Genomic DNA, 22457 nt, shown 5'->3' on the forward strand with positions numbered 1-22457 from the left:
TCAGTGCTCCGATTTGGTGACGGCCCCGGCGCCGGCCAGTTCGCCGCGCACCCCCACGTGCGGGTGGTGCAGGTCGAACGCCGGGCGCTCCGAGCGAATCCGTGGGATCGAGGTGAAGTTGTGCCGGGGCGGCGGGCAGGAGGTCGCCCACTCCAGCGAGTTGCCGTAGCCCCAGGGGTCGTCGACCTCGACCTTCTTGCCCCGCTTCGCGGTGATGTACACGTTGTAGAAGAACGGCAGCAGCGACAGCGACAGCAGGATCGAGAACACCGTCGACACCTGGTTCAGCGCGGTGAACTCCTCGGCGTAGTCGGAGTACCGCCGCGGCATGCCGGCCGCGCCCAGCCAGTGCTGCACCAGGAAGGTGCCGTGGAAGCCGATGAACAGCATCCAGAACTGCACCTTGCCGAGCGTGTCGTTCAGCATCTTGCCGGTCCACTTGGGCCACCAGAAGTAGAACCCGGCGAACATCGCGAACACCACCGTGCCGAACACCACGTAGTGGAAGTGCGCCACCACGAAGTAGGAGTCCGACAGCTGGAAGTCCAGCGGCGGGGAGGCCAGGATGACGCCGGTCAGCCCGCCGAACAGGAAGGTCACCAGGAAGCCGATCGACCACAGCATCGGCGACTCGAAGGACAGCTGCCCGCGCCACATGGTGCCGACCCAGTTGAAGAACTTCACCCCGGTGGGCACCGCGATCAGGAACGTCATGAACGAGAAGAACGGCAGCAGCACCTGGCCGGTCACGTACATGTGGTGCGCCCACACGGTGACCGACAGGCCGGCGATGGCGATGGTGGCGAACACCAGGCCGATGTAGCCGAAGATCGGCTTGCGGCTGAACACCGGCAGGATCTCGGTGATGATCCCGAAGAACGGCAGCGCGATGATGTAGACCTCGGGGTGCCCGAAGAACCAGAACAGGTGCTGCCACAGGATCGCCCCGCCGTGCGCGGAGTCGAAGATGTGGGTGCCGAACTTGCGGTCGGCGAACAGCGCCAGCAGCGCCGCGGCCAGCACCGGGAACGCCAGCAGCACCAGGATCGAGGTGAGCAGGATGTTCCAGGTGAAGATCGGCATCCGGAACATGGTCATGCCCGGGGCCCGCATGCACAGGATCGTGGTGATGAAGTTGACCGCGCCCATGATGGTGCCGAAGCCGGACATGGCCAGGCCCATCACCCACATGTCGCCGCCGACCCCCGGGGAGCGGACCGCGTCCGACAGCGGGGCGTAGGCGAACCAGCCGAAGCTGGCGGCGCCGCCGGGGGTGAGGAACCCGGCGATCACGATCAGGCTGCCGAACAGGAACAGCCAGTAGGCCAGCATGTTCAGCCGCGGGAACGCCACGTCGGGCGCCCCGATCTGGAGCGGCATGATCACGTTCGCGAAGCCGGCGAACAGCGGCGTGGCGAACATCAGCAGCATGATCGTGCCGTGCATGGTGAACAGCTGGTTGAACTGCTCGTTGCTCACCACCTGCAGGCCCGGCTTGAACAGCTCGGCCCGCATCACGATGGCCAGCACGCCACCGATCAGGAACATCATGAACGAGGTGATCAGGTACAGGTAACCGATCACCTTGTGGTCGGTGGTCGACATCCAGGACGCGATGAGACGTCCCTTGCTGGTCCGCGACGCGGCGAGCGGTTCGCTCGGAGCGTGGCTGAGCGTTGTCACTGCTGTGCTCCTCGGGCCGCCTTCGAATCGGCGATGAACTTCTGGTACTCGGCCGGCGTGACCACCTTGAGCTGGAAGAGCATCCGGCTGTGGTCGACGCCGCACAACTCGGCGCAACGGCCCTCGTAGGTGCCGGTCTTGGTGGCCGTCACCTCGAACTCGTTGACGTAGCCGGGGACGACGTCCTTCTTGTACAGCAGGGCCGGCACCCAGAACGAGTGGATCACGTCGTTGGAGTGCAGCCGGAAGCGTACCTTCTGCCCTGCCGGGATCACGACCTGCGGCTTGTTGGCGGCGTCCGGCTCCACCGGGATGCCCACCACCGAGGCGACCACGGGGGCGTTCGGGGCCAGGCTCTCCTTGTAGTCGAACTGCCAGCTCCACTGGAAGCCGTGCACGTCGATCACCGCGGCCACGTTGTTCGTGGTGGTCTTCTCGACGTAGTTCTGGTCACGCGCGGTGAAGTAGAACAGCACCGCGATGATCACGAACGGCACCGCGGTGTAGAGCATCTCGATCGGCAGGTTGTAGCGGACCTGCGGCGGGAGGTCGTCGGAGCGCTTGCGGTGGAACAGCACCGCCCAGATGATCAGACCCCAGACGACGCCGCCCACGGCGAACGCGGCGATCCAGGAGCCCTGCCAGAGCGTCAACATGCGCTCGGCCTGCTCGCTGATCGGCTCGGGCATGCCAAGGCGGGTCGCCTCTTCGCTGCACGCGGTGGCGCTCAGCGCCAGCAGGGCCAGCGCGCCGGCACTGGTCAATGCGCGGCGGCCGCGCACCGGCGTACGCCGCTCCCTTGAGCGGGTCGGACTCACGGAATGCCTTCCCCACAGATGAAGCCCGGACTCCCGGGCGGTCAGGTCGGTAGTTCACACGTGTGCAGGACACATTAGCGCGAGGGTGCCCCACCCCCCTGATCGGGTGGCGGGTTAGGGCCCGGGACGGGTTAGTGTCGGGACGTGACCAGTGCGCCCGGAGGCTACTTCGACGCCGCCTCCACCGAACCCCTGCACCCGGCGGCGCGGACGGCGCTGCTGGAGGCCCTCGACGGCGGCTGGGCCGACCCCGCGCGGCTGTACGGTTCCGCCCGCCGCGCCCGGATGCTGCTGGACGCCGCCCGGGCCGAGGTCGCCGACGTGCTCGGCGTCCGGCCGGACGAGGTCTTCTTCACCTCCTCGGGCACCCAGGCGGTGCATCTGGCGGTGCTCGGGGGCCTGCGCGCCCGCCGCCGCGCCGGCCGTCACCTGGTGGTGACCCAGGTGGAGCACTCCAGCGTGCTGCACGCCGCCGAGCTGCACGAACGCGACGGCGGCGAGGTCACCCGGGTGGGCGTGGACGGGCACGGCCGGGTGGATCCGGCCGAGTTCGCCGCCGCGCTGCGCCCGGACACCGCGCTGGCCTGCCTGCAGTCGGCCAACCACGAGGTGGGCACGGTGCAGCCGGTGGCGGAGGTCGCCGAGGCGTGCCGGGCGGCGCGGATCCCGCTGTTCGTGGACGCCGCGCAGTCCGTGGGCCGCACGGACGTGCCCGGCGGCTGGTCGACGCTGGCCGCCAGCGCGCACAAGTGGGGCGGCCCGGCCGGGGTCGGGGTGCTGGTGATCCGCAAGAACACCCGGTGGCGGTCGCCGCTGCCCGACGACGAGCGGGAGGGCCGCCGCGTCCCCGGGTTCGAGAACGTGCCGGCCGCGGCCGCCGCGGCGGCGGCGCTGCGCGCGTTCCGCGCCGAGATGGCCGCCGACGGTCCCCGGCTGTCGGCGCTGGTGGACCGGATCCGCCGGACCCTCCCGGAGACGGTGCCGGACGTGCAGGTGGTGGGCGACCCGGTGCGGCGGCTGCCGCACATCGTCACCTTCTCCTGCCTGTACGTCGAGGGCGAGGCGCTGCTGACCGAACTCGACCGGCTGGGATTCGCGGTTTCGTCCGGCAGCTCGTGCACGGCCGATACGCTTCGTCCCAGCCACGTGCTGGAGGCGATGCGAGTGATCACCCACGGGAACGTCCGGGTATCGCTGCCCCGTGGCGTGCAGTCCACCGAAGTCGACCGGTTCCTGGCCGTGCTCCCGGACGCGGTGAGCAGGCTGCGCCGCGGTGCCGGCATGACCACCGCGTGACAGGAGCGCCCTGATGAGGTTCCGTAGCCGCGGCACCCGCCGAGCAGCCCCCGCCGGCCGCCACCGGCGCGACCAGGCCGCCGCCCCCGAGCAGCCGGCCGCCGCGCCCGCCGAGCCGCAGGCCGACCCCGCATACCCGACCCCGGCGCTGGTGATCGACGCGCTCGGCCGCAAGTGCCCGATCCCCATCATCTGGCTGGCCGAGCGGATCCGGGAGGTCCCGGTCGGCGAGGTGGTGGCGGTGCTGGCCGACGACGTGGCGGCGCGCACCGACGTGCCGGCCTGGTGCCGGATGAAGTCGCAGGAGTTCGTCCGCGAGGAGACCCTCGAACGCGGCTGGGCCTTCCACATCCGCCGCTGCTACTGACCCTTCGCGCGAACGCCGAACGCCCCGCCGGGGTGGCGGGGCGTTCGGCGTGACGTGTCAGGGGACGCCTCAGGAGAGATGGGGGGCGACTTCGTCGGCGGCGGCCTGGCCGTAGGCGTCGGTGAAGCGCTCCAGGAAGGTCCGGCCGGTCAGGCGGTACTCCTGCGGGCCGGGGCTCTCCAGGCAGTGCGCGGCCAGCAGGTTGCCGACCTGGGCGGCGCGCTCCAGGGACAGGCCCCAGGCCACCGCGGACAGGAACCCGGCGCGGAAGGCGTCGCCCACGCCGGTGGGCTCGACGGCCTTCTCGACGGGGGCGGCGGGCACGTGGATCTCCGGCTGGCCCTTACGGGTGATCACCACGCCCTTGGCGCCGAGGGTGGTGATCCGGATCTGCACCCGGTCCAGGATCTCCGCGTCGCTCCAGCCGGTCTTCTGCTCGCACAGGCCCTTCTCGTACTCGTTGGTGAACAGGTACGAGGCGCCCTCGACCAGGGTGCGGATGTCGGCGCCGTCCATGCGGGCCAGCTGCTGGGAGATGTCGGCGGCGAAGGCGTAGCCGCGCTCGCGGCACTCCTCGGTGTGCCGGATCATCGCCTCGGGGTCGTTCGGGCTGATCATCACCAGGTCCAGCCCGCCGACCCGGTCGGCGACCGGCCGCAGCTCGATGTCGCGGGCCTCGCTCATCGCGCCGGCGTAGAACGAGGCGATCTGGTTGTGGTCCTCGTCGGTGGTGCACAGGAAGCGGGCGGTGTGCCGCAGCTCGGACACGTGCACCGAGGCGGTGTCGACGCCGTGCCGCTCCAGCCAGGAGCGGTAGTCGGCGAAGTCGTCGCCGACCGCGCCGACCAGGATCGGCCGGTGCCCCAGCGACCCCATCCCGTAGCAGATGTTGGCGGCGATGCCGCCCCGGCGTACCTCCAGCTCGTCCACCAGGAACGACAGTGAGACCCGGTCGAGCTGGTCCGGCACGAGCTGGTCGGTGAACTTGCCGGGGAAGGTCATCAGATGGTCGGTCGCGATGGATCCGGTCACGGCGATGCGCACGGCGTCGCTCTCCTCGTCTGGGTCGTCCGGCTCTGTATCCGGCTGTGGTCAACCCCGCGGGGCTGCGCGGCCCCCGTCCCGCGGGCCTGCAAAGGTTAACGTCCATCGCACCACGGAGGGCACCCGGCGCGCATCTCCCCGGCATGCGCATCCCCCCGGCATGTCCCCGGCATGCCGACGGCCCGGGTGCCGGGCACCCGGGCCGTCGCGGAACGGATCTCGCGGTGGCTCAGTTGAAGCTGTCGCCGCACGCGCACGAGCCCGTGGCGTTCGGGTTGTCGATGGTGAAGCCCTGCTTCTCGATGGTGTCGACGAAGTCGATGGTGGCGCCGGCCAGGTACGGGGCGCTCATCCGGTCCACCCGCACGGCCAGGCCGTCGAAGTCCTGCACCAGGTCGCCGTCCATCTCGCGCTCGTCGAAGAAGAGCTGGTAGATCAGCCCGGAGCAGCCGCCCGGCTGCACGGCGACACGCAGCGCCAGGTCCTCGCGGCCCTCCTGCTCCAGCAGAGCCTTGGCCTTGCTCGCCGCCGCGTCGGTGAGGATGACGCCAGTGACCTGCTCGGTGGTCCCCTGCGTGCTCTCTACCGTCATGTGTTCAGCTCCCGGTCTCACTCCGCCGGCCGTCCGGCGACCGTCGCGTCCAGATGTCGTTCTCGGGGTTGGGGCCGTGGCCCCGAAGACGTCGCTGCGCCTTCTGGCAAACACCAACGTACCCCGGCCCGCCCGCATTCCGTCCATCCCGGGGCGCGTCGGGGATCTCATCCCGTGCTCACCTCGCGGCCGGGCGTTCCCGGACGCCCCGCGGCCACCCGGTGGAACGCGCATCCCCGGACATGTGCGACCATTAGTCGTCAGTGCGACGATAAGTCCCCGTCGCGAAGGGAGATCACCGTGACCACCACCCCGGAGATCGGCGCCCCCGGCTTCACCGAGCCGCGCCTGCCCCTGTTGCTGCTGGGCGCCGGGACCGACCCGGACAGCGAACGCGGTGTGGACTGCCCCGGCGAGCTGCCGCCGGCCTCCGATCCCGAACTGGTGGAGCGTGCCAGGGCGGCCAAGGCCGCGCTGGGCGAGCAGGTGTTCGTGCTGGGCCACCACTACCAGCGCGACGAGGTGATCCAGTTCGCGGACGTGACCGGCGACTCCTTCAAGCTGGCGCAGCAGGCCGCGGCCCGGCCGCAGGCCCCCTACGTGGTGTTCTGCGGCGTGCACTTCATGGCCGAGTCCGCCGACATCCTCACCGCCGACCACCAGCAGGTGGTGCTGCCCGACCTGGCGGCCGGCTGCTCGATGGCCGACATGGCCACGTTCGACCAGGTCGAGGAGTGCTGGGAGGTCCTGGAGGACATGGGGGTGGCCGACGACGTGGTCCCGGTCACGTACATGAACTCCTCGGCCGACATCAAGGCGTTCGTCGGCCGGCACGGCGGGGTGGTGTGCACCTCCTCCAACGCCCGGCGCGCCCTGGACTGGGCGTACTCCAAGGGGTCGAAGGTGCTGTTCCTGCCCGACCAGCACCTGGGCCGCAACACCGCGGTGCTGGAGATGGGCTTCGCGCTGGAGGACTGCGTGGTCTACAACCCGCACCGCCCGGACGGCGGGCTGACCCCGCAGCAGTTCCGCGACGCGCGGATGCTGCTGTGGAGGGGGCACTGCTCGGTGCACGGCCGGTTCACCAAGCAGTCGGTGGACGACATGCGGGAGCAGGTGCCGGACGTGAACATCCTGGTGCACCCCGAGTGCCGGCACGAGGTGGTGGTGGAGGCCGACTACATCGGGTCGACCGAGTACATCATCAGGACCCTGGCGGAGGCCCCGGCGGGCTCGTCGTGGGCGGTCGGCACCGAGCTGAACCTGGTGCGGCGGCTGGCCAACCGGCACCCGGACAAGAACATCATGTTCCTGGACCGCACCGTGTGCTTCTGCTCGACCATGAACCGGATCGACCTGCCCCACCTGGTGTGGTCGCTGGAGGCGCTGGCCCGCGGCGAGGTCGTCAACCGGATCCGGGTGGACGAGGAGACCGCGCACTACGCCCGGGTCGCCCTGGACCAGATGCTGGCCCTGCCGTAACGGGCCGTGACGGCGTCCGCCGCCGTGGCCGCGCGGCCACGGCGGCACCGCGCGGGGCGCGGACCGCGCGGTGCGTCGTCAGTCGGGGATGAGCCCCTCGTCGCCCAGCATCTTGCGGACCTCGTCCATGTCGGAGTCGGCCGGCGGCAGGATCAGCTCCGAGGGCTCCAGGCTGTCGGCCGGCAGCGGCTTGCCGACGGCCCGCACGTTGTCCAGCAGCGCGTGCAGCGCGCTGCGGAACGCCGGCTCGTCCCCGGCCTCGATGGCGGCCTCGACCGCCCCGTCGAGCTCCTGGAGGGAGGCCAGATCGGCGGAGGAGACGTCCAGCTGTCCCTCCCCCATGATCCGGACGATCACTGCGCACCCCCGGGCTGCTGCGGCCACGGGCCCTGCGCCGGCGGCTGCTGCGGCGCGGCCTGCTGCTGCGGCGCCTGCTCGGCCTGGGCCTGGCCCTGCGGGGCGCCCGGGTCGAGCTGCTTGGGCGCCGGGCCCTGGCCGAGCTCGGCCTTCATCCGCTCCAGCTCCAGCTCCACCCCGGCGGTGGCGCCCATCCGGTCCAGCTCGGCCTGGATGTCGTCGCGCGGACCGGAGAAGTCCTCCAGCGCACCGGAGGCCAGCAGCTCGTCGATGGCCCCGGCGCGGGCCTTCATGTTCTCGGTCTTCTCCTCGGCCCGCTGGATGGCCAGGCCGACGTCGCCCATCTCCTCGGAGATCCCGGCGAACGCCTCGTTGATCTTCGTCTGGGCCTCGGCCGCGGTGTAGGTGGCCTTGATGGTCTCCTTGCGGGTGCGGAAGGCGTCCACCTTGGCCTGCAGCCGCTGGGAGGCGAGCGTGAGCTTCTCCTCCTCGCTCTGCAGGTTCTCGTACTGCGTCCGCAGGTCCGCCAGCTGGGTGTCCAGGCCCGCCCGGCGCTGCAGCGCCTCGCGGGCCAGGTCCTCGCGCCCCACCTGCAGCGCCTTGCGCCCCTGCTCGGTCAGCTTGTCGTGCTGCCGCTCGAGCTGCTGGATCTGCAGTTCCAGGCGCTTGCGCGAGGTCGCGACGTCGGCCACCCCGCGGCGCACCTTCTGCAGCATCTCCAGCTGGCGCTGATAGGAATAGTCCAGGGTCTCGCGAGGATCCTCCATCCGGTCCAGCGCCTTGTTCGCCTTGGACTTGAAGATCATCGACATTCGCTTCATCACGCTCATCGCGCGGCGCCGGTCCCTTCGTGATGTACTCAATGACCACTGCTGGGGTTGTTATCACCCTACGCGTTAACGAGCGGCGGCTCCATGATGTCGCCTGCCTGGTGCAGGTGAGACGTACCCGGCATGCGGGGAGTTCCACGGGACGGCGCAGCGGGCGGCGGACGGTACCCTGATGCCCGTGTTCCGACGTCGCACCGAGACCGCCCCCGCCGAGCGGCCTCCCCAGCCGGTCAAGCCGGGGGGCAAGGGCCGTCCCACGCCCAAGCGCAGCGAGGCCCAGAAGCGGCGGCGCCAGTACATCACCGCGCCCCGCGACCGCAAGGAGGCCTACCGGCGGTTCCGCGAGCGCCAGGCGCAGAACCGCGAGAAGGTCCGCGAGGGCATGAAGAAGGGCGACGAGCGGTACCTGCTCAAGCGCGACCGGGGCCCGGTCCGCAAGTTCGCCCGCGACTACGTCGACGGCCGGCGCACGTTCGGGTCCTATCTGATGTACGCGATGTTCGTCATCGTGCTGCTCAGCTTCGTCCGGACCCCGATCACCGCGCTGCTGATGCTGTTCGGCCCGCCGCTGCTGCTGCTGGTGGTGTTGCTGGAGGGCTTCTGGATCAGCTCGCGGGTCAAGCGGCTGACCGCCGAGCGGTTCCCCGACGAGGACCGCAAGGGCGTGGGCCTGTACGCGGCGGTGCGGGCCATGCAGATCCGCCGGTTCCGCGTCCCCGAGCCGCAGGTCAGGGTGGGCGAGCGGGTCGAGGCGCGCGACCGCGGCTGAGCGCCGGATTCCGGCGGTCCGGAACACCTGATCTTGGGGATTAGGGTCGGGGGCATGGAATTCCGACACCTCGGCCGTAGCGGTCTCGTGATCAGCGAGATCGCGTACGGCAACTGGCTGACCCACGGCTCCCAGGTCGAGGAGGACGCCGCCGTCGCCTGCGTGCACGCGGCCCTCGACGAGGGGATCACCACGTTCGACACCGCCGACGTCTACGCCGGCACCAGGGCCGAGGAGGTGCTGGGCCGGGCACTGAAGGGCCAGCGGCGCGAGGGCCTGGAGATCTTCACCAAGGTGTACTGGCCCACCGGCCCCGGCAAGAACGACCGCGGGCTGTCGCGCAAGCACATCATGGAGTCGGTGGAGGGCTCGCTGCGCCGGCTGCAGACCGACTACGTCGACCTGTACCAGGCGCACCGGTTCGACCACGAGACCCCGCTGGAGGAGACCCTGCGGGCGTTCGACGACCTGGTGCGGCAGGGCAAGGTGCTGTACGTGGGCGTCTCGGAGTGGCGGGCCGAGGAGATCGAGCGCGCCCTGAAGATCGCCGACGAGATGGGCTTCGACCGGATCGTCTCCAACCAGCCGCAGTACTCGATGCTGTGGCGGGTCATCGAGGAGGAGATCGTCCCGCTGTGCGAGCGGGAGGGCATCGGCCAGCTCGTCTGGTCCCCGATCGCCCAGGGCGTGCTGACCGGCAAGTACCTGCCGGGGCAGCCGCCGCCGGCCGGGTCGCGCGCCACCGACGAGGCGGGCGGGGCCAACTTCATCAAGGGGATGCTGACCGACGACATCCTCACCCGGGTGCAGAACCTGCGGCCGATCGCCCAGGACCTGGGCCTGTCGATGGCGCAGCTGGCGGTCGCCTGGGTGCTGCAGAACCCGAACGTCTCGGCGGCGATCATCGGCGCCTCGCGGCCCGAGCAGGTCCGCGACAACGTCAAGGCCGCCGGGGTGAAGCTGGACGACGACGTGCTCAAGCGCATCGACGACGTGCTCGGGCCGGTCGTCGTGCGGGACCCGGCCAAGACGGCCAGCCCGGCCAGGCGCCCCTGACCCGGGGGCCTCGGGGGCCTATTCGGGGTCGAGCAGGCTCATCGGGTAGACGGTCCGGCCGTCCTCCACGAGGGTCACCTGCTCGACCCCCGCGTCCCGGAGCTCACGCCAGTTCAGCCCCAGCCACGACTCGGCGTCGGCCTGGGTGGTGAAGGTCTCCTCGGGCACGCCGGGCACGGTCACCGTCTCCCCGTCGCCCTTCTGCAAACGCCAGCTCCACGGCATGGAAAGCATCGACCTCCCTTGTCGGAGGTGAGACTAGCCGGTCCGGCGCCGGCGGCCCGCCGTAAAGTGGCGCGGCGACATGGACGACATGGACATCGAACTCCCCGGGACCGCCGGGCCCCGCGGCTGGCCCGAACCCGGCTGCCGCTGCGCCTCCTGCAACGGGCTGCGGGCCGAGGGGGTGGCCTTCGAGCCCACCCGCGTGCTGGTCGACGGCGTTCCGCTGGAGGATCTGCCCCGCCGTGAGGTGCCCGGCGGATACGACGTCCGCGCGCCGGGCGGGGGGCGGCTGCTGTACGCGTCCGGCCCCGGGGAGCGTCCCGAGCCCGCCGACGACGTGATCTATGACGCGGTGCTGCTGGATCTGGCCGGATGCCCCGAGCACCTGGGCCTGCTGCGGCATCGCGGTGCGGTCGCCTCTGCCACGCGGGTGTTCGCCGTTCACAATGACCATCGCCTTCCCTCCCCCGGTGAGCTGCGCCGTCGTCTCGGGTGGTGGGCGCGGCCCCGGGAGGGCACGCACCGGACGCTGCTGCTGGGCGGCGCGCGTTCGGGCAAGTCCGCCGAGGCCGAATTGCGGCTGCTGGCCCATCCGCACGTGACGTACGTGGCGACCGCGTCGTTCGGGACCGGCGACGCCGAGTGGGCGGCGCGGGTCGAGGCGCACCGGGAACGCCGCCCGCACTGGTGGCGGACGATCGAGACCACCGACCTGGCCGCCGTGCTGCGCGCCGGGACGGGGGCGCTGCTGGTGGACAGCATCGGGTCCTGGCTGACCTCCGTGATGGACCGGGCGGGCGCCTGGGAGGACCCCGCGGCCGTGCGCCCGCAGGTGGACGAGCTGGTGGCGGCGTGGCGGTCCACCGCCGCCCGCGTGGTGGCGGTCAGCGACGAGGTCGGGCTGTCGGTGGTGCCGGCGACGCGGGCGGGCCGGCTGTTCCGGGACGCGCTCGGCGAGGTCAACCGGCGGCTGGCGGCCGAGTCCGAGGAGGTCGCGCTGGTGGTGGCCGGGCGGATCATGGAGGCGTGGCGATGACCGACGGGATCCGGCTGGCGTTCGGGCTGCTGACGGTGCTGCCGGTGCGGAACGACCGCGTCGACCGGGACACGGCGCGGCGGGCGATGCTGGCCGCCCCCGCCGTGGGGCTGGTGGTGGGCGGCGCGGCGGCGCTGGTCATGGTGGCCGCCGACCGGCTCGGGCTGGGCGGGCTGACCCGGGCGGTGCTGGCGGTGGCGGTGCCGGCGGTGCTGACCCGTGCGCTGCACCTGGACGGACTGGCCGACCTGGCCGACGGGCTGGGCAGCGGCCGTCCGGCCGAGGAGGCGCTGGCGGTCATGAAGCGCTCCGACATCGGCCCGTTCGGCGTGGTGACGCTGCTGCTGGTGGTGATGGCCCAGGCGGCGGCGCTGGCCGAGGCCCCGGAGGGGGCGTACGCGGTGGTCCTCGCCGCGGTGACCGGGCGGCTGGCCTTCCCCTGGGCCTGCCGTGCGGGCGTTCCGGCGGCCCGGCCGGAGGGGCTGGGCGCGCTGGTCGCCGGGACGGTCCCGGCCGGGGGCGCCGCGGCGGTCACGGTGATCGTGCTGGTGCTCGCGACGGGCTGCGGGGCGCTGGCGGGAGGGCTGCACGGGCTCGTGACGAGCGCGCTGGCCGTCGTCTGCGGGGTGGGCGCCGCGCTGGCGCTGCTGCGGCACGCGGTGCGGCGGCTGGGCGGGGTGACCGGCGACGTGCTCGGGGCGCTCGCCGAGATCGCCGCGCTGGCCGCGCTGCTGGTGCTCGCGGTGCGCTGACCGGCCCCGATCGGCCCGCCCGCGGGGCGCGGGCCTTGATCCAAATGGGCGAAAGCGGTCAGTGGGAGGACTAGCATCGGACGATGTGACGACCATCAGCCTCGACAGCGCAGCCCCGTCGGCCCTGGAGGTCGACGCGATCGTGATCGGAACCCTTCCCGGGGACTCCGGCGACCCCGCCGCCCCGCCCCGGCTCGCCGCCGGAGGCCAGGACGTCGACCGGGCCTTCGACGGCCGGCTGGGCGACGCGCTGCGGTCGCTGGGCGCCGCCGGCAAGGCCGGGGAGATCGTCAAGCTGCCCACGCTGGGCGCGTTGCCCGCCCCGGTCCTGGTGGCCGCCGGGCTGGGCGAGGAGACCGGCGCCGACGCGCTGCGCCGCGCGGCCGGCGCCGCGGTGCGCGCGCTGGCCGGTTCGGCGCGGCGGGTGGCGGTGGCGCTGCCGGCGGGCTCGGCCGACGAGGCCGGCGCGGTGGCGCTGGGCGCGCTGCTGGGCGGGTACGTCTTCGACCGGTACCGCACCGGCGAGCGTAAGGACCCGGTCGCCGAGGTGATCGTGCTGACCGGGGCCGAGGGCGCCGACCGCGCGCTGGAGCGGGCGCGGATCCTGGCCGACTCGGTGGCGCTGGTGCGCGACCTGGTCAACACCCCGCCGATGGACCTCGGCCCGGACGACATGGCGCAGATCGCCGCCAAGGTCGCCGACGAGGTCGGGCTGGACGCGCAGATCCTGGACGAGAGGGCGCTGGCCGACGGCGGGTACGGCGGCATCGTGGGCGTCGGGCAGGGCTCGGCGCGCCCGCCCCGCCTGGTGCGGCTGGCCTACGCGCACCCCGAGGCCGACCGGACGGTGGTGTTCGTCGGCAAGGGCATCACGTTCGACACCGGCGGCCTGTCGCTCAAGCCGACCGAGTCGATGGACTGGATGAAGTCCGACATGGGCGGCGCGGGCGCGGTGCTCGGCGCGCTGCGCGCGATCGGGCTGCTCAAGCCGAAGGTCAACGTGGTGGGCTACCTGCCGCTGGCCGAGAACATGCCCAGCGGCACCGCGCAGCGCCCCTCCGACGTGCTGACCATCTACGGCGGCAAGACCGTCGAGGTGCTCAACACCGACGCCGAGGGCCGGCTGGTGCTGGCCGACGCGCTGGTCCGCTCCGGCGAGGACTCCCCGGACCTGCTGGTGGACGTGGCCACGCTGACCGGCGCGCAGCTGGTCGCGCTGGGCACCCGGACCACCGGGGTGATGGCCAACGACGACGAGGTGCGCGCGAAGGTGGTGGACGCGGCGGGCCGCGCCGGTGAGCCGAGCTGGCCGATGCCGCTGCCGCCGGAGCTGCGCAAGGGCCTGGACTCGGCGGTGGCCGACATCGCCAACATCAGCAACGAGCGCTGGGGCGGCATGCTGGTCGCCGGGGTGTTCCTGAAGGAGTTCGTGCCCGACGGGGTGCGGTGGGCGCACCTGGACATCGCCGGCCCGGCGTTCAACAAGGGCGAGCCGTACGGGGAGGTCCCCAAGGGCGGCACCGGCGCCGCGACGCGCACGCTGGTGCAGATCGCCGAGGACGTCGCCGCCGGGTCGCTGTGAGGCTCGTCGCGCCGTAACCGGGGCGCGGCACGACCCGACAAGTGAAAGGATTCCCTTCGCGGCAACGGTGCCGCGGAGCGGACCGGACCCATGACAAGGAGCGTTCAGTGGCAGGCAGCGGCCCCTTCGACATCGTCGTCCTGGGTGGTGGCAGCGGCGGATACGCCTGCGCTCTGCGGGCCGCCGAACTCGGCATGAGCGTGGCCCTGATCGAGCGGGACACCCTCGGCGGCACCTGCCTGAACCGCGGCTGCATCCCGACCAAGGCGCTGCTGCACGCGGCCGAGGTCGCCGACACCGCGCGGGAGGCCGCGGCGTTCGGCGTCAAGGCCACGTACGAGGGCGTCGACGTGCCCGGGGTGCAGGCCTACAAGGACAAGGTGGTCTCCACCACCGTCAAGGGCCTGACCGGGCTGATCAAGTCCAAGGGCATCACGATCGTGCAGGGCGAGGGCCGGCTGGCCGGGCCCACCGCGGTGCGGGTCGGCGACGAGGTCTACGAGGGCCGTCACATCGTGCTGGCCACCGGTTCGCGGCCGCGTTCGCTGCCCGGGCTGGACATCGACGGCGAGCGGGTGATCTCCAGCGACCACGCGCTGAAGCTGGACCGGGTGCCCGCCTCGGTGGTGGTGCTCGGCGGCGGCGTGATCGGGGTGGAGTTCGCCAGCATCTGGCGTTCGTTCGGCGCCGAGGTCACCATCGTGGAGGCGCTGCCGCACCTGCTGCCGCTGGAGGAGGAGTCCAGCTCCAAGCGGCTGGAGCGGGCGTTCCGCAAGCGCGGCATCAAGTACGAGCTCGGCGCCCGGTTCGAGAGCGTGCAGACCACCGGCTCCGGGGTGCGGGTCGCCCTGGAGGGCGGCAAGGTCCTGGAGGCCGAGCTGCTGCTGGTCGCGGTCGGCCGCGGCCCGGTCTCCGAGGGGCTGGGCTTCGAGGAGGCCGGCGTCGAGCTGGAACGCGGGTTCGTCAAGGTCGACGAGTACTGCCGCACCGCCATTCCCACGATCAGCGCGGTCGGCGACCTGATCGCCACCCCGCAGCTGGCGCACGTCGGCTTCGCCGAGGGCATCCTGGTGGCCGAACGGCTCGGCGGGCTGTCCCCGGCGCCGATCGACTACGACGGCGTGCCCCGCATCACCTACAGCGACCCGGAGGTCGCCTCGGTGGGCCTGACCTCCGCCGCGGCGATCCAGCGCGGATATGAGATCACGCAGGTCACCTATGATCTGGCAGGCAATCCCAAGAGCAAGATCCTGGGTACGCAGGGCGAGGTGAAGGTGATCGCGGAGAAGGACGGCCGGGTGCTCGGCATCCACATGGTGGGCGCCCGGGTCGGCGAGCTCATCACCGAGGGCCAGCTCATCTACAACTGGGAGGCCCTGCCGTCCGAGGTCGCCCAGCTCATCCACCCCCACCCGACCCAGTCCGAGGCCGTCGGCGAGGCACACCTGGCGCTCGCCGGCAAGCCACTGCACGTGCACGGCTGATCCGCCCGCACATAGTCGAAGGAGTCGCTGAGAGCCATGCCGGTCTCCGTCACCATGCCCCAGCTCGGCGAGAGCGTCACCGAGGGCACCGTCACCCGCTGGCTGAAGAAGGAGGGTGAGCACGTCGCGACGGACGAGCCGCTTCTCGAAGTATCGACCGACAAGGTCGACACCGAGATCCCCTCGCCGGCATCGGGCATCCTGACCAGCATCACCGTCGCCGAGGACGAGACCGTGGAGGTCGGCGCCGAGCTGGCGATCATCTCGTCCGAGGAGGAGGCGGCGGCCGGCGGGGGCGCCCCCGCGGCCCCGCCGGCCGAGGAGCCCGCGCCCGAGCCCGAGCCGCAGCAGCCGCAGCAGCAGGCCGCCCCGCCGCAGTCGGCGCCGCCGGCGTCCTGGCCGCCGCCCGCCCCGGCCGCCGCCCCGCAGCCGCCCGCCCCGGCCCCTGCTCCGGCCCCGCAGCCCGCCCCGGCCCCGCAGCCCGCGCCGCAGCAGCCGGCCCCGCAGCAGCCCGCCGCGCCCGCCGCCGAGGCCCCCTCGGGTGAGGGCCCGTATGTCACGCCGCTGGTGCGCAAGCTGGCAGCCGAGCACGGCGTGGACCTGTCGGAGGTCAAGGGCACCGGCGTCGGCGGCCGGATCCGCAAGCAGGACGTGCTGGAGGCCGCCAAGGCCAAGGAGGCCGCCCGGCAGGCCGCCCCGGCCCCCGCCCCGGCCGCCCCGCAGGCCCCGGCCCGCCCGGCCCCGGCGCACGCCGCGCCCACCCCCGAGGCGCTGCAGCTGCGCGGCAAGACCGAGAAGATGACCCGGATCCGGCAGACCATCGCCCGCCGGATGGTGGAGTCGCTGCAGGTCTCCGCCCAGCTCACCACCGTGGTCGAGGTGGACGTCACCAAGATCGCCCGGCTGCGCGAGCGGGCCAAGGCCGACTTCCTGGCCCGCGAGGGCGTGAAGCTGTCGTTCATGCCGTTCTTCGCGCTGGCGGCGGTCGAGGCCCTCAAGGTCCACCCCAAGCTCAACGCGGTCATCAACAGCGAGACCAACGAGGTCACCTACTACGACGTGGAGAACCTCGGGATCGCGGTGGACGTGCCCGAGCGGGGCCTGATGGTCCCGGTGATCCACAACGCCGGCCAGCTCAACCTGGGCGGGCTGGCGCAGCGGATCGCCGACCTGGCCGAGCGCACCCGCACCAACAAGGTCAGCCCGGACGAGCTGGCCGGCGGCACGTTCACGCTGACCAACACCGGCAGCCGGGGCGCGCTGTTCGACACCCCGATCCTCAACCAGCCGCAGGTCGGCATGCTCGGCACCGGCGCGGTCGTCAAGCGCCCGGCCGTCATCGACGACCCCGAGCTGGGCGAGGTCATCGCCGTCCGGTCGATGGTCTACCTGGCCCTGACCTACGACCACCGGCTGATCGACGGCGCCGACGCCGCCCGCTTCCTCGGCACCATCAAGCACCGCCTGGAGGAGGGCAACTTCGAGGCCGAGCTCGGCCTCTGACGCCGCCGTCCGCCCGGAGGAGCGACTTCGAGAGCACGGACCCCGCCGCACGCCCGCGGCGGGGTCCGTGCTTTCCGGCGGCCCCGCGTACAGTGGCGTGATGCGGATCGCGATCACCGGTGCGTCCGGGTTCATCGGCGGGGCGCTGGCGCGCAGCCTGGAGGCCGACGGGCACCGGGTGCTGCGGCTGGTCCGGCGGGAGCCGAAGGGGCCGGCAGAGGCCAGGTGGGAGCCGGGCGGCGGGGTGGACACGGCCGCGCTGGAGGGCGTGCACGCGGTCGTCCACCTGGCCGGGGCCGGGGTCGGCGACCGGCGCTGGACCGAGGGCTACAAGCGCCGGATCCGCGACAGCCGGATCCACGGCACCGCCACCATCGCCACCGCGATGGCCGGGCTGTCGGACAGGCCGGCCGTGCTGGTGTCCGGGTCGGGAGTCGGCTACTACGGCGACACCGGCGACCGGGAGGCCGACGAGGACTCCCCGCAGGGCGGGGGTTTCCTGGCGCAGGTGGTCGCCGACTGGGAGGCCGCCGCGCGTCCCGCCGCCGACGCCGGGATCCGGGTCGTGCTGGCGCGCACCGGGATGGTGCTCGGCCGTGACGGCAGGGCCCTCGGCAGGCGGCTGCTGCCGCTGTTCCGGCTGGGACTGGGCGGGCGGCTGGGCTCGGGGCGGCAGTACATGAGCTGGATCTCGCTGACCGACCAGGTCGCGGCGCTGCGGTTCCTCATCGACTCCGGCCTGTCGGGGCCGGTGAACCTGACCGCTCCCCGCCCGGTCACCAACGCCGAGTTCACCAGGACGCTCGGCAGGGCGGTGCGGCGGCCCGCCCCCTGGGCGGTGCCGGCGTTCGCGCTGCGGATCGCGGTCGGCGGTTTCGCCGAGGAAGGGGTCCTGTTCAGCCAGCGGGTCCTCCCCAGGCGGCTGACCGAGGCCGGGTTCCGCTTCGCCCACGAGGACCTGGCCGGTGCGCTGGCCGCCGAGCTCATCTCCCGGTGATTCACCCGGCGAGTTCAACATTGCCCAAAGCCACCACCCGCGGGCCCGGCCGGCCGTACGGTGATCGGCGAGATCACCGTACGGCGGGAGGGACGACATGAGCACCGACGGGCAACCGCACATCCTCGCGATCGGCGGCGGCACCTTCGTTCCGAACGACCGGTACGGGCTGTCCCCCAGCCCGCTGCTGCGCTACGCGCTCGACCTCACCGGCCAGGACCGGCCCCGGGTGTGCTTCCTGCCCACCGCGCTGGGCGACGGCGCCGAGCACGTCGCGCGCGGGTACGCGGCGCTGTCCGGGCTGGACGTGGAGGCCAGCCATCTGGCGCTGTTCCCGATGCCCAACATCGCCGACATGCGCTCGCACCTGCTCGCCCAGGACCTGATCTACGTGTTCGGCGGCAGCGTCGCCAACCTGCTGGCGCTGTGGCGGCTGCACGGGCTGGACCGGATCCTGCGCGAGGCGTGGGAGCAGGGGGTGGTGCTGACCGGGCAGAGCGCCGGGGCGCTGTGCTGGCACGTGGGCGGCAACACCGACTCCTTCGGTCCCGAGCTGCGCCCGCTGACCGACGGGCTGGGGTTCCTGCCGTACTCGTGCGGGGTGCACTACGACAGCGACCCGCAGCGGCGCCCGCTGCTGCAGCGGCTGGTGGCCGAGGGGACGCTGCCCGCCGGGTACGCCGCCGACGAGGGCGTCGGCCTGCACTACGTGGGCACCGAACTGGTGCAGGCGGTGTCGTACCGGGCGGAGGGCCGCGCCTACCACGTCCAGCCGAACGGGGCGGGGGACGTCAAGGAGACGGTGATCGAGCCGCGGATGCTGGCGGGGGCGTGAGATCCGCGGGGACGCCCACGTCGGCCCGCGGGCGGACGTAGGCTGGTCGGGTGACTGACGTACTTGAGACCGGGACCGCCGCCAACACCGGTGAACTGGTCATCGTGCACGTGGGCTTCGGCGAGCGTGCGGTCCCCTACCTGACCGGATGGGAACTGCAGCGCCGCACCCAGGAGCGCCGCATCGCCGGGGAGATCCCCGACACCGTGCTGCTGCTGGAGCACGAGCCCGTCTACACCGCCGGCAAGCGCACCACCCCCCTGGACCGCCCGGTGACCGACCCGGGCGCCCCGGTGATCGACGTGGACCGGGGCGGCAACATCACCTGGCACGGCCCGGGCCAGCTCACCGGCTACCCCATCGTCCGGCTGCCGGATCCGGTGGACGTGATCTCCTACGTCCACAAGCTGGAGACGATGATGATGCGGGTGTGCGCCGACCTGGGCCTGGAGACCGTCACCGTGGAGGGCCGGCGGGGGCTGTGGGTGCCCGGCCGCCCGGACCGCAAGATCGGCTCGATCGGGGTGCGGGTCTCCCGCGGCGTGACCATGCACGGCTTCATGCTGAACTGCGACTGCGACATGTCCTGGTTCGACCGCATCGTGCCGTGCGGGATCCGGGACGTCGGCAGCACCTCGCTGAGCGAGGAACTGGGCCGCCGCGTCCCCGTCCAGGAGGTGCTGCCCCTGGTGGAGCGCCACCTGGCGGACGTGCTGGGCGCACGGGAGACCTACCACCGCACCATCGCCCAGATCGACGGCTGAGCGCGCGTCAGCCGCCGGCGGGGGCCATCACCTTGTAGACGGCCTGGCCGTCGGCCGCCGCCGAGGAGAACAGCCGGGTCAGCCCGTCGTAGGCGGGCCGCAGCACCCGTTCGCAGACGCCGGCGTCCATCCGGTCGGCGTCCTGCACCTCGGCGGCGGCCATGGCGGCCGGATCGAACCGTTCGGCCAGGGCGTCGAACGGGGTCTCGGCGAGCATCCCGGCGGCCGCCTCCACCCGGGCGGGGGCGAGGTAGATCACGTCCACCCCGAGCACGCCCTCCTCCTCGGTGAGCAGCCGGCCGCCGCACACCACGTCGGACTCCGGCGGGCGGCCGTCCCACGGATCGCCGGTGATCAGGTAGTGCAGCGCCTGCCAGGCGCCGCCCACGTCCAGCACCCGGTCCGCCGGATGGCGTCGCCGCCAGTCCCGCGCGCCGAACACCAGCCGGGCGATCCGGGCGGGATCCTGCTCGCCCTCCAGCGACGGAGGCAGCCTCAGGTACGACATCGCCAGGCCCACGACTTGGCTCCTTCGCATGCGACTCGACACGGCTACACGACAACAAGACAACAGGGAGCAACCTTAGAGAGATCGGCGGCCACGGGCGCCCGAAACGAGCCGAATGGGCGCTTGCCGCGCCAGGTGGCGGCCGAATCGTTATCGACTCCGCACCGGACGCCGTCCCGCCCCGCCCGGATCGGCCCGCCCGGACGGCACGTACATTAGAGAGGTGACCGCGGTGACCCCAGAGGGGCGCAAGCTCCTGCGCATAGAAGTCCGTAACAGCCAGACCCCCATCGAGCGCAAGCCGCCGTGGATCAAGACGCGGCTGAAGATGGGCCCGCAGTACCGCGAGCTCACCAGGCTGGTCAAGGACGAGGGCCTGCACACGGTGTGCCAGGAGGCCGGCTGTCCCAACATCTACGAGTGCTGGGAGGACCGGGAGGCCACCTTCCTCATCGGCGGCGACCAGTGCACCCGCCGGTGCGACTTCTGCCAGATCGACACCGGCAGGCCCGCCGCCTACGACCCCGACGAGCCGCGCCGGGTGGCCGAGTCGGTGGCCGCGATGGGGCTGCGGTACGCCACGGTGACCGGGGTGGCCCGCGACGACCTGCCCGACCAGGGCGCCTGGCTGTACGCCGAGACGGTGCGGCAGATCCACCAGGCGGTGCCCGGCTGCGGCGTGGAGCTGCTGATCCCCGACTTCAACGCGGTGCCGGAGCTGCTGGCCGAGGTGTTCGGGGCCCGTCCGGAGGTGCTGGCGCACAACGTGGAGACGGTGCCGCGGATCTTCAAGCGGATCCGCCCGGCGTTCCGCTACGAGCGGTCCCTGGAGGTGCTGACCCGCGCCCGCGAGGCCGGGCTGGTCACCAAGTCCAACCTGATCCTGGGCATGGGCGAGACCCGCGAGGAGGTCTCCCAGGCGCTGCGCGACCTGCACGCGGCGGGCTGCGAGCTGGTCACCATCACCCAGTACCTGCGGCCGTCCCCGCGCCACCACCCGGTGGAACGCTGGGTCAAGCCGGAGGAGTTCATCGAGCTGAAGGCCGAGGCCGAGGAGATCGGCTTCGCCGGGGTGATGTCCGGCCCGCTGGTCCGCTCCAGCTACCGCGCCGGCCGCCTCTACCAGCAGGCCATCGACGCCCGGGGCTGACCGGACGCCGACCGGACGCGGTCACCGGAGGGGCCCCACTATCCTGGGGGGCATGTCGAACAACGCCTCCGATGCCGGGAAGACCCCGGGACGGTTCCAGCAGCTCCGCATGATCGTCAAGATCCTGCGGCAGGCGGATCCGAAGGCCCTCCCGATCGTCGTCGCGTCCGCGCTCGGCACGCTGGCGCTGTTCGTGGCGGCGGGGCTGGTCTTCGGCGGGCTGTGGTTCTGGATCCCGCTCGGCCTGCTGCTGGCGGTGCTGGTGGGCATGGTGGTGTTCGGCCAGCTGGCCCAGCGCGCCCAGTTCAAGATGATCGCCGGGCAGCCGGGGGCGGCCGCGGCGGTGCTGAAGTCGATGCGCGGCAACTGGACCGTCACCGAGGCGGTGAACGGCAACCGCAACCTGGACATGGTGCACCGGGTGGTGGGCCGGCCCGGGGTGGTCCTGGTCTCCGAGGGCCCGTCGAGCCGGGTGGGCCCGCTGCTCGGCGCGGAGAAGAGGCGCATCTCGCGGGCCGCCCAGCAGGTGCCGATCTACGACGTGCAGGTCGGCACGGAGGACGGCCAGATCCCGGTCGACAAGCTGCAGCGGCACCTGATGAAGCTGCCCCGCAACCTCACCAAGGGCCAGGTCGCGGAGCTGAACGACCGGCTGCGCGCGCTGCCGCAGAAGATGCAGATGCCCAAGGGCCCGGTCCCGCGCGGGGTCCGGATGCCCAAGGGCCCCAAGCCCAAGACGCGCTGACGACGACCGACGCACCGCGGGCGGCCGGGATCCCCGGCCGCCCGCGGTGCTTTCGTCCCTCCGGGACGTCCCCGGGAACGGATCAGATGTTGATCACGACGGTGTTGGCGGCCCGGTCGTGCAGGCCCCGGTGGTCGCGGTCCCACAGCAGCGCCGGGACCACCGCCAGGATCAGCGCGGTGCGGACCAGCGCCCACACCGGCCCGACCGGGCGGCCGTCCAGCCGGACCACCCGGATGCCGCACAGCCGCTTGCCGAGCGTCATCCCGATCGTGGCGGTCAGCACCACCGCCTGCAGCGCGAACAGCCCCAGCGTGAGCAGGCTGCGGTACTGCCCGGGCAGCTCCAGGACGCGGACGGCGAACGCCGAGATCACCATGCACAGGCCCCAGTCGACGAACAGCGCGACCAGCCGCCGCCCGTAGCCGGCGACCGCCCGCGAACCCTGCTCCGGAAGCCCCAGCCGTTCCCCCGGATATCCCAGATCCGCCCCGGCCGAGCGCGCCCCGCCCAGCCAGGTCTGCGTCCACCGCGGCCCGCCCGCCGTCTGCCTGCCACTGCTCATGGACCCAACGGTATCCG

Annotated in this window: 24 protein-coding genes; 15 read left to right on the forward strand and 9 right to left on the reverse strand. The window is 72.4% G+C overall.

All coding sequences use genetic code 11. The features are described 5' to 3' along the window. Both ctaD and ctaC read right to left on the reverse strand, forming a co-directional pair. Positions 1-1683, reverse strand: a complete 1683-nt coding sequence (ctaD, locus tag HNR21_RS27775) for an aa3-type cytochrome oxidase subunit I (RefSeq protein WP_446697337.1) — start codon at positions 1681-1683, stop codon at positions 1-3. Further along, positions 1680-2501 carry an aa3-type cytochrome oxidase subunit II gene (gene ctaC, locus HNR21_RS27780; RefSeq protein ID WP_312881345.1) on the reverse strand — a complete coding sequence of 274 codons (822 nt, stop codon included), beginning with the start codon at positions 2499-2501 and terminating at the stop codon, positions 1680-1682. The genes ctaD and ctaC overlap by 4 nt, the downstream gene beginning before the upstream one ends. 144 nt (positions 2502-2645) lie before the next feature. On the opposite strand from ctaC, the gene HNR21_RS27785 reads away from it, so the two are divergent. Further along, positions 2646-3797, forward strand: a complete 1152-nt coding sequence (locus HNR21_RS27785; RefSeq protein ID WP_182707507.1) for a cysteine desulfurase family protein — start codon at positions 2646-2648, stop codon at positions 3795-3797. Between the two features lie 148 nt (positions 3798-3945). Beyond that, positions 3946-4164 (forward strand): sulfurtransferase TusA family protein, encoded by a 219-nt coding sequence (locus tag HNR21_RS35605; protein WP_246445702.1) that lies wholly within the window; start codon positions 3946-3948, stop codon positions 4162-4164. A gap of 69 nt (positions 4165-4233) precedes the next feature. On the opposite strand, the gene HNR21_RS27795 is transcribed toward HNR21_RS35605, so the two are convergent. Together HNR21_RS27795 and HNR21_RS27800 are read right to left on the reverse strand one after the other, a co-directional pair. Further along, positions 4234-5208 carry a carbohydrate kinase family protein gene (locus HNR21_RS27795; RefSeq protein ID WP_182707509.1) on the reverse strand — a complete coding sequence of 325 codons (975 nt, stop codon included), beginning with the start codon at positions 5206-5208 and terminating at the stop codon, positions 4234-4236. A gap of 229 nt (positions 5209-5437) precedes the next feature. Beyond that, on the reverse strand, positions 5438-5800 hold the full coding sequence (locus tag HNR21_RS27800) for a HesB/IscA family protein (protein WP_119729645.1): 363 nt from the start codon (positions 5798-5800) through the stop codon (positions 5438-5440). A gap of 300 nt (positions 5801-6100) precedes the next feature. Here HNR21_RS27800 and nadA point away from each other — a divergent pair, with 300 nt between their 5' ends. After that, positions 6101-7282 (forward strand): quinolinate synthase NadA, encoded by a 1182-nt coding sequence (gene nadA, locus HNR21_RS27805; RefSeq protein ID WP_182707510.1) that lies wholly within the window; start codon positions 6101-6103, stop codon positions 7280-7282. Positions 7283-7360: 78 nt separating this feature from the next. On the opposite strand, the gene pspAA is transcribed toward nadA, so the two are convergent. Together pspAA and HNR21_RS27815 are read right to left on the reverse strand one after the other, a co-directional pair. Beyond that, positions 7361-7639 (reverse strand): PspA-associated protein PspAA, encoded by a 279-nt coding sequence (gene pspAA, locus HNR21_RS27810; protein WP_119729643.1) that lies wholly within the window; start codon positions 7637-7639, stop codon positions 7361-7363. Next, positions 7636-8469 (reverse strand): PspA/IM30 family protein, encoded by an 834-nt coding sequence (locus tag HNR21_RS27815; protein WP_198679146.1) that lies wholly within the window; start codon positions 8467-8469, stop codon positions 7636-7638. The genes pspAA and HNR21_RS27815 overlap by 4 nt, the downstream gene beginning before the upstream one ends. Positions 8470-8641: 172 nt before the next feature. On the opposite strand from HNR21_RS27815, the gene HNR21_RS27820 reads away from it, so the two are divergent. Both HNR21_RS27820 and HNR21_RS27825 read left to right on the forward strand, forming a co-directional pair. Next, entirely contained in the window at positions 8642-9238 is a 597-nt protein-coding gene (locus HNR21_RS27820; protein WP_182707511.1) for a DUF3043 domain-containing protein, read from the forward strand. Positions 9239-9292: 54 nt separating this feature from the next. Further along, on the forward strand, positions 9293-10294 hold the full coding sequence (locus HNR21_RS27825; RefSeq protein ID WP_182707512.1) for an aldo/keto reductase family protein: 1002 nt from the start codon (positions 9293-9295) through the stop codon (positions 10292-10294). An 18-nt stretch (positions 10295-10312) separates the two neighbouring features. On the opposite strand, the gene HNR21_RS27830 is transcribed toward HNR21_RS27825, so the two are convergent. Beyond that, positions 10313-10528, reverse strand: coding sequence for a hypothetical protein (locus HNR21_RS27830; RefSeq protein ID WP_312881347.1), 216 nt, complete (start codon positions 10526-10528; stop codon positions 10313-10315). A gap of 70 nt (positions 10529-10598) precedes the next feature. Between HNR21_RS27830 and HNR21_RS27835 the strand changes: the two genes are divergently transcribed. The 8 genes from HNR21_RS27835 to lipB all read left to right on the forward strand — a co-directional run bounded on the left by HNR21_RS27835 (position 10599) and on the right by lipB (position 19472). Next, on the forward strand, positions 10599-11555 hold the full coding sequence (locus HNR21_RS27835) for a bifunctional adenosylcobinamide kinase/adenosylcobinamide-phosphate guanylyltransferase (RefSeq protein ID WP_312881349.1): 957 nt from the start codon (positions 10599-10601) through the stop codon (positions 11553-11555). Beyond that, positions 11552-12307 carry an adenosylcobinamide-GDP ribazoletransferase gene (locus HNR21_RS27840; RefSeq protein ID WP_182707513.1) on the forward strand — a complete coding sequence of 252 codons (756 nt, stop codon included), beginning with the start codon at positions 11552-11554 and terminating at the stop codon, positions 12305-12307. Before HNR21_RS27835 ends, HNR21_RS27840 begins: the two co-directional genes overlap by 4 nt. Positions 12308-12392: 85 nt before the next feature. Continuing rightward, positions 12393-13889, forward strand: coding sequence for a leucyl aminopeptidase (locus HNR21_RS27845; RefSeq protein ID WP_182707514.1), 1497 nt, complete (start codon positions 12393-12395; stop codon positions 13887-13889). Between the two features lie 107 nt (positions 13890-13996). Further along, entirely contained in the window at positions 13997-15373 is a 1377-nt protein-coding gene (gene lpdA, locus HNR21_RS27850) for a dihydrolipoyl dehydrogenase (RefSeq protein ID WP_182707515.1), read from the forward strand. Between the two features lie 36 nt (positions 15374-15409). Next, positions 15410-16876, forward strand: a complete 1467-nt coding sequence (gene sucB, locus HNR21_RS27855; RefSeq protein WP_182707516.1) for a 2-oxoglutarate dehydrogenase, E2 component, dihydrolipoamide succinyltransferase — start codon at positions 15410-15412, stop codon at positions 16874-16876. A gap of 100 nt (positions 16877-16976) precedes the next feature. Further along, positions 16977-17873 carry a TIGR01777 family oxidoreductase gene (locus HNR21_RS27860; RefSeq protein WP_182707517.1) on the forward strand — a complete coding sequence of 299 codons (897 nt, stop codon included), beginning with the start codon at positions 16977-16979 and terminating at the stop codon, positions 17871-17873. Positions 17874-17970: 97 nt separating this feature from the next. Then, entirely contained in the window at positions 17971-18708 is a 738-nt protein-coding gene (locus HNR21_RS27865; protein ID WP_182707518.1) for a Type 1 glutamine amidotransferase-like domain-containing protein, read from the forward strand. A 50-nt stretch (positions 18709-18758) separates the two neighbouring features. Next, the gene (gene lipB, locus HNR21_RS27870; RefSeq protein ID WP_233358620.1) at positions 18759-19472 is read left to right on the forward strand and encodes a lipoyl(octanoyl) transferase LipB; all 714 of its coding nucleotides are present in this window, start codon (positions 18759-18761) and stop codon (positions 19470-19472) included. A gap of 7 nt (positions 19473-19479) precedes the next feature. On the opposite strand, the gene HNR21_RS27875 is transcribed toward lipB, so the two are convergent. Beyond that, positions 19480-19992 (reverse strand): YfbM family protein, encoded by a 513-nt coding sequence (locus tag HNR21_RS27875; protein WP_182707519.1) that lies wholly within the window; start codon positions 19990-19992, stop codon positions 19480-19482. Between the two features lie 211 nt (positions 19993-20203). Between HNR21_RS27875 and lipA the strand changes: the two genes are divergently transcribed. Both lipA and HNR21_RS27885 read left to right on the forward strand, forming a co-directional pair. Beyond that, a complete protein-coding gene (gene lipA / locus HNR21_RS27880; protein WP_182707520.1) occupies positions 20204-21130 on the forward strand; it encodes a lipoyl synthase in 927 nt (308 codons plus the stop codon). 52 nt (positions 21131-21182) lie between these two features. Then, complete coding sequence (locus tag HNR21_RS27885; protein WP_119729632.1) at positions 21183-21875, forward strand: DUF4191 domain-containing protein; 693 nt, start codon at positions 21183-21185, stop codon at positions 21873-21875. An 82-nt stretch (positions 21876-21957) separates the two neighbouring features. Here HNR21_RS27885 and HNR21_RS27890 read toward each other — a convergent pair whose 3' ends face one another. After that, on the reverse strand, positions 21958-22440 hold the full coding sequence (locus HNR21_RS27890; RefSeq protein ID WP_119729631.1) for an RDD family protein: 483 nt from the start codon (positions 22438-22440) through the stop codon (positions 21958-21960). Positions 22441-22457: the final 17 nt, after the last annotated feature.

Origin of the sequence: Thermomonospora cellulosilytica, assembly GCF_014138835.1 — a bacterium.
GTDB lineage: Bacteria > Actinomycetota > Actinomycetes > Streptosporangiales > Streptosporangiaceae > Thermomonospora > Thermomonospora amylolytica.

What these genes read in the sequence shown, in the direction of transcription:
- HNR21_RS27885 (WP_119729632.1), top strand. Translation starts at nt 21,183, where the DNA reads ATGTCGAACAACGCCTCCGATGCCGGGAAGACCCCGGGACGGTTCCAG.
- HNR21_RS27815 (WP_198679146.1), bottom strand. Translation starts at nt 8,469, where the DNA reads ATGAGCGTGATGAAGCGAATGTCGATGATCTTCAAGTCCAAGGCGAAC.
- HNR21_RS27840 (WP_182707513.1), top strand. Translation starts at nt 11,552, where the DNA reads ATGACCGACGGGATCCGGCTGGCGTTCGGGCTGCTGACGGTGCTGCCG.
- HNR21_RS27860 (WP_182707517.1), top strand. Translation starts at nt 16,977, where the DNA reads ATGCGGATCGCGATCACCGGTGCGTCCGGGTTCATCGGCGGGGCGCTG.
- HNR21_RS27865 (WP_182707518.1), top strand. Translation starts at nt 17,971, where the DNA reads ATGAGCACCGACGGGCAACCGCACATCCTCGCGATCGGCGGCGGCACC.
- HNR21_RS27890 (WP_119729631.1), bottom strand. Translation starts at nt 22,440, where the DNA reads ATGAGCAGTGGCAGGCAGACGGCGGGCGGGCCGCGGTGGACGCAGACC.
- HNR21_RS27800 (WP_119729645.1), bottom strand. Translation starts at nt 5,800, where the DNA reads ATGACGGTAGAGAGCACGCAGGGGACCACCGAGCAGGTCACTGGCGTC.
- HNR21_RS27835 (WP_312881349.1), top strand. Translation starts at nt 10,599, where the DNA reads ATGGACGACATGGACATCGAACTCCCCGGGACCGCCGGGCCCCGCGGC.
- sucB (WP_182707516.1), top strand. Translation starts at nt 15,410, where the DNA reads ATGCCGGTCTCCGTCACCATGCCCCAGCTCGGCGAGAGCGTCACCGAG.
- HNR21_RS27820 (WP_182707511.1), top strand. Translation starts at nt 8,642, where the DNA reads ATGCCCGTGTTCCGACGTCGCACCGAGACCGCCCCCGCCGAGCGGCCT.
- HNR21_RS27830 (WP_312881347.1), bottom strand. Translation starts at nt 10,528, where the DNA reads ATGCTTTCCATGCCGTGGAGCTGGCGTTTGCAGAAGGGCGACGGGGAG.
- HNR21_RS27825 (WP_182707512.1), top strand. Translation starts at nt 9,293, where the DNA reads ATGGAATTCCGACACCTCGGCCGTAGCGGTCTCGTGATCAGCGAGATC.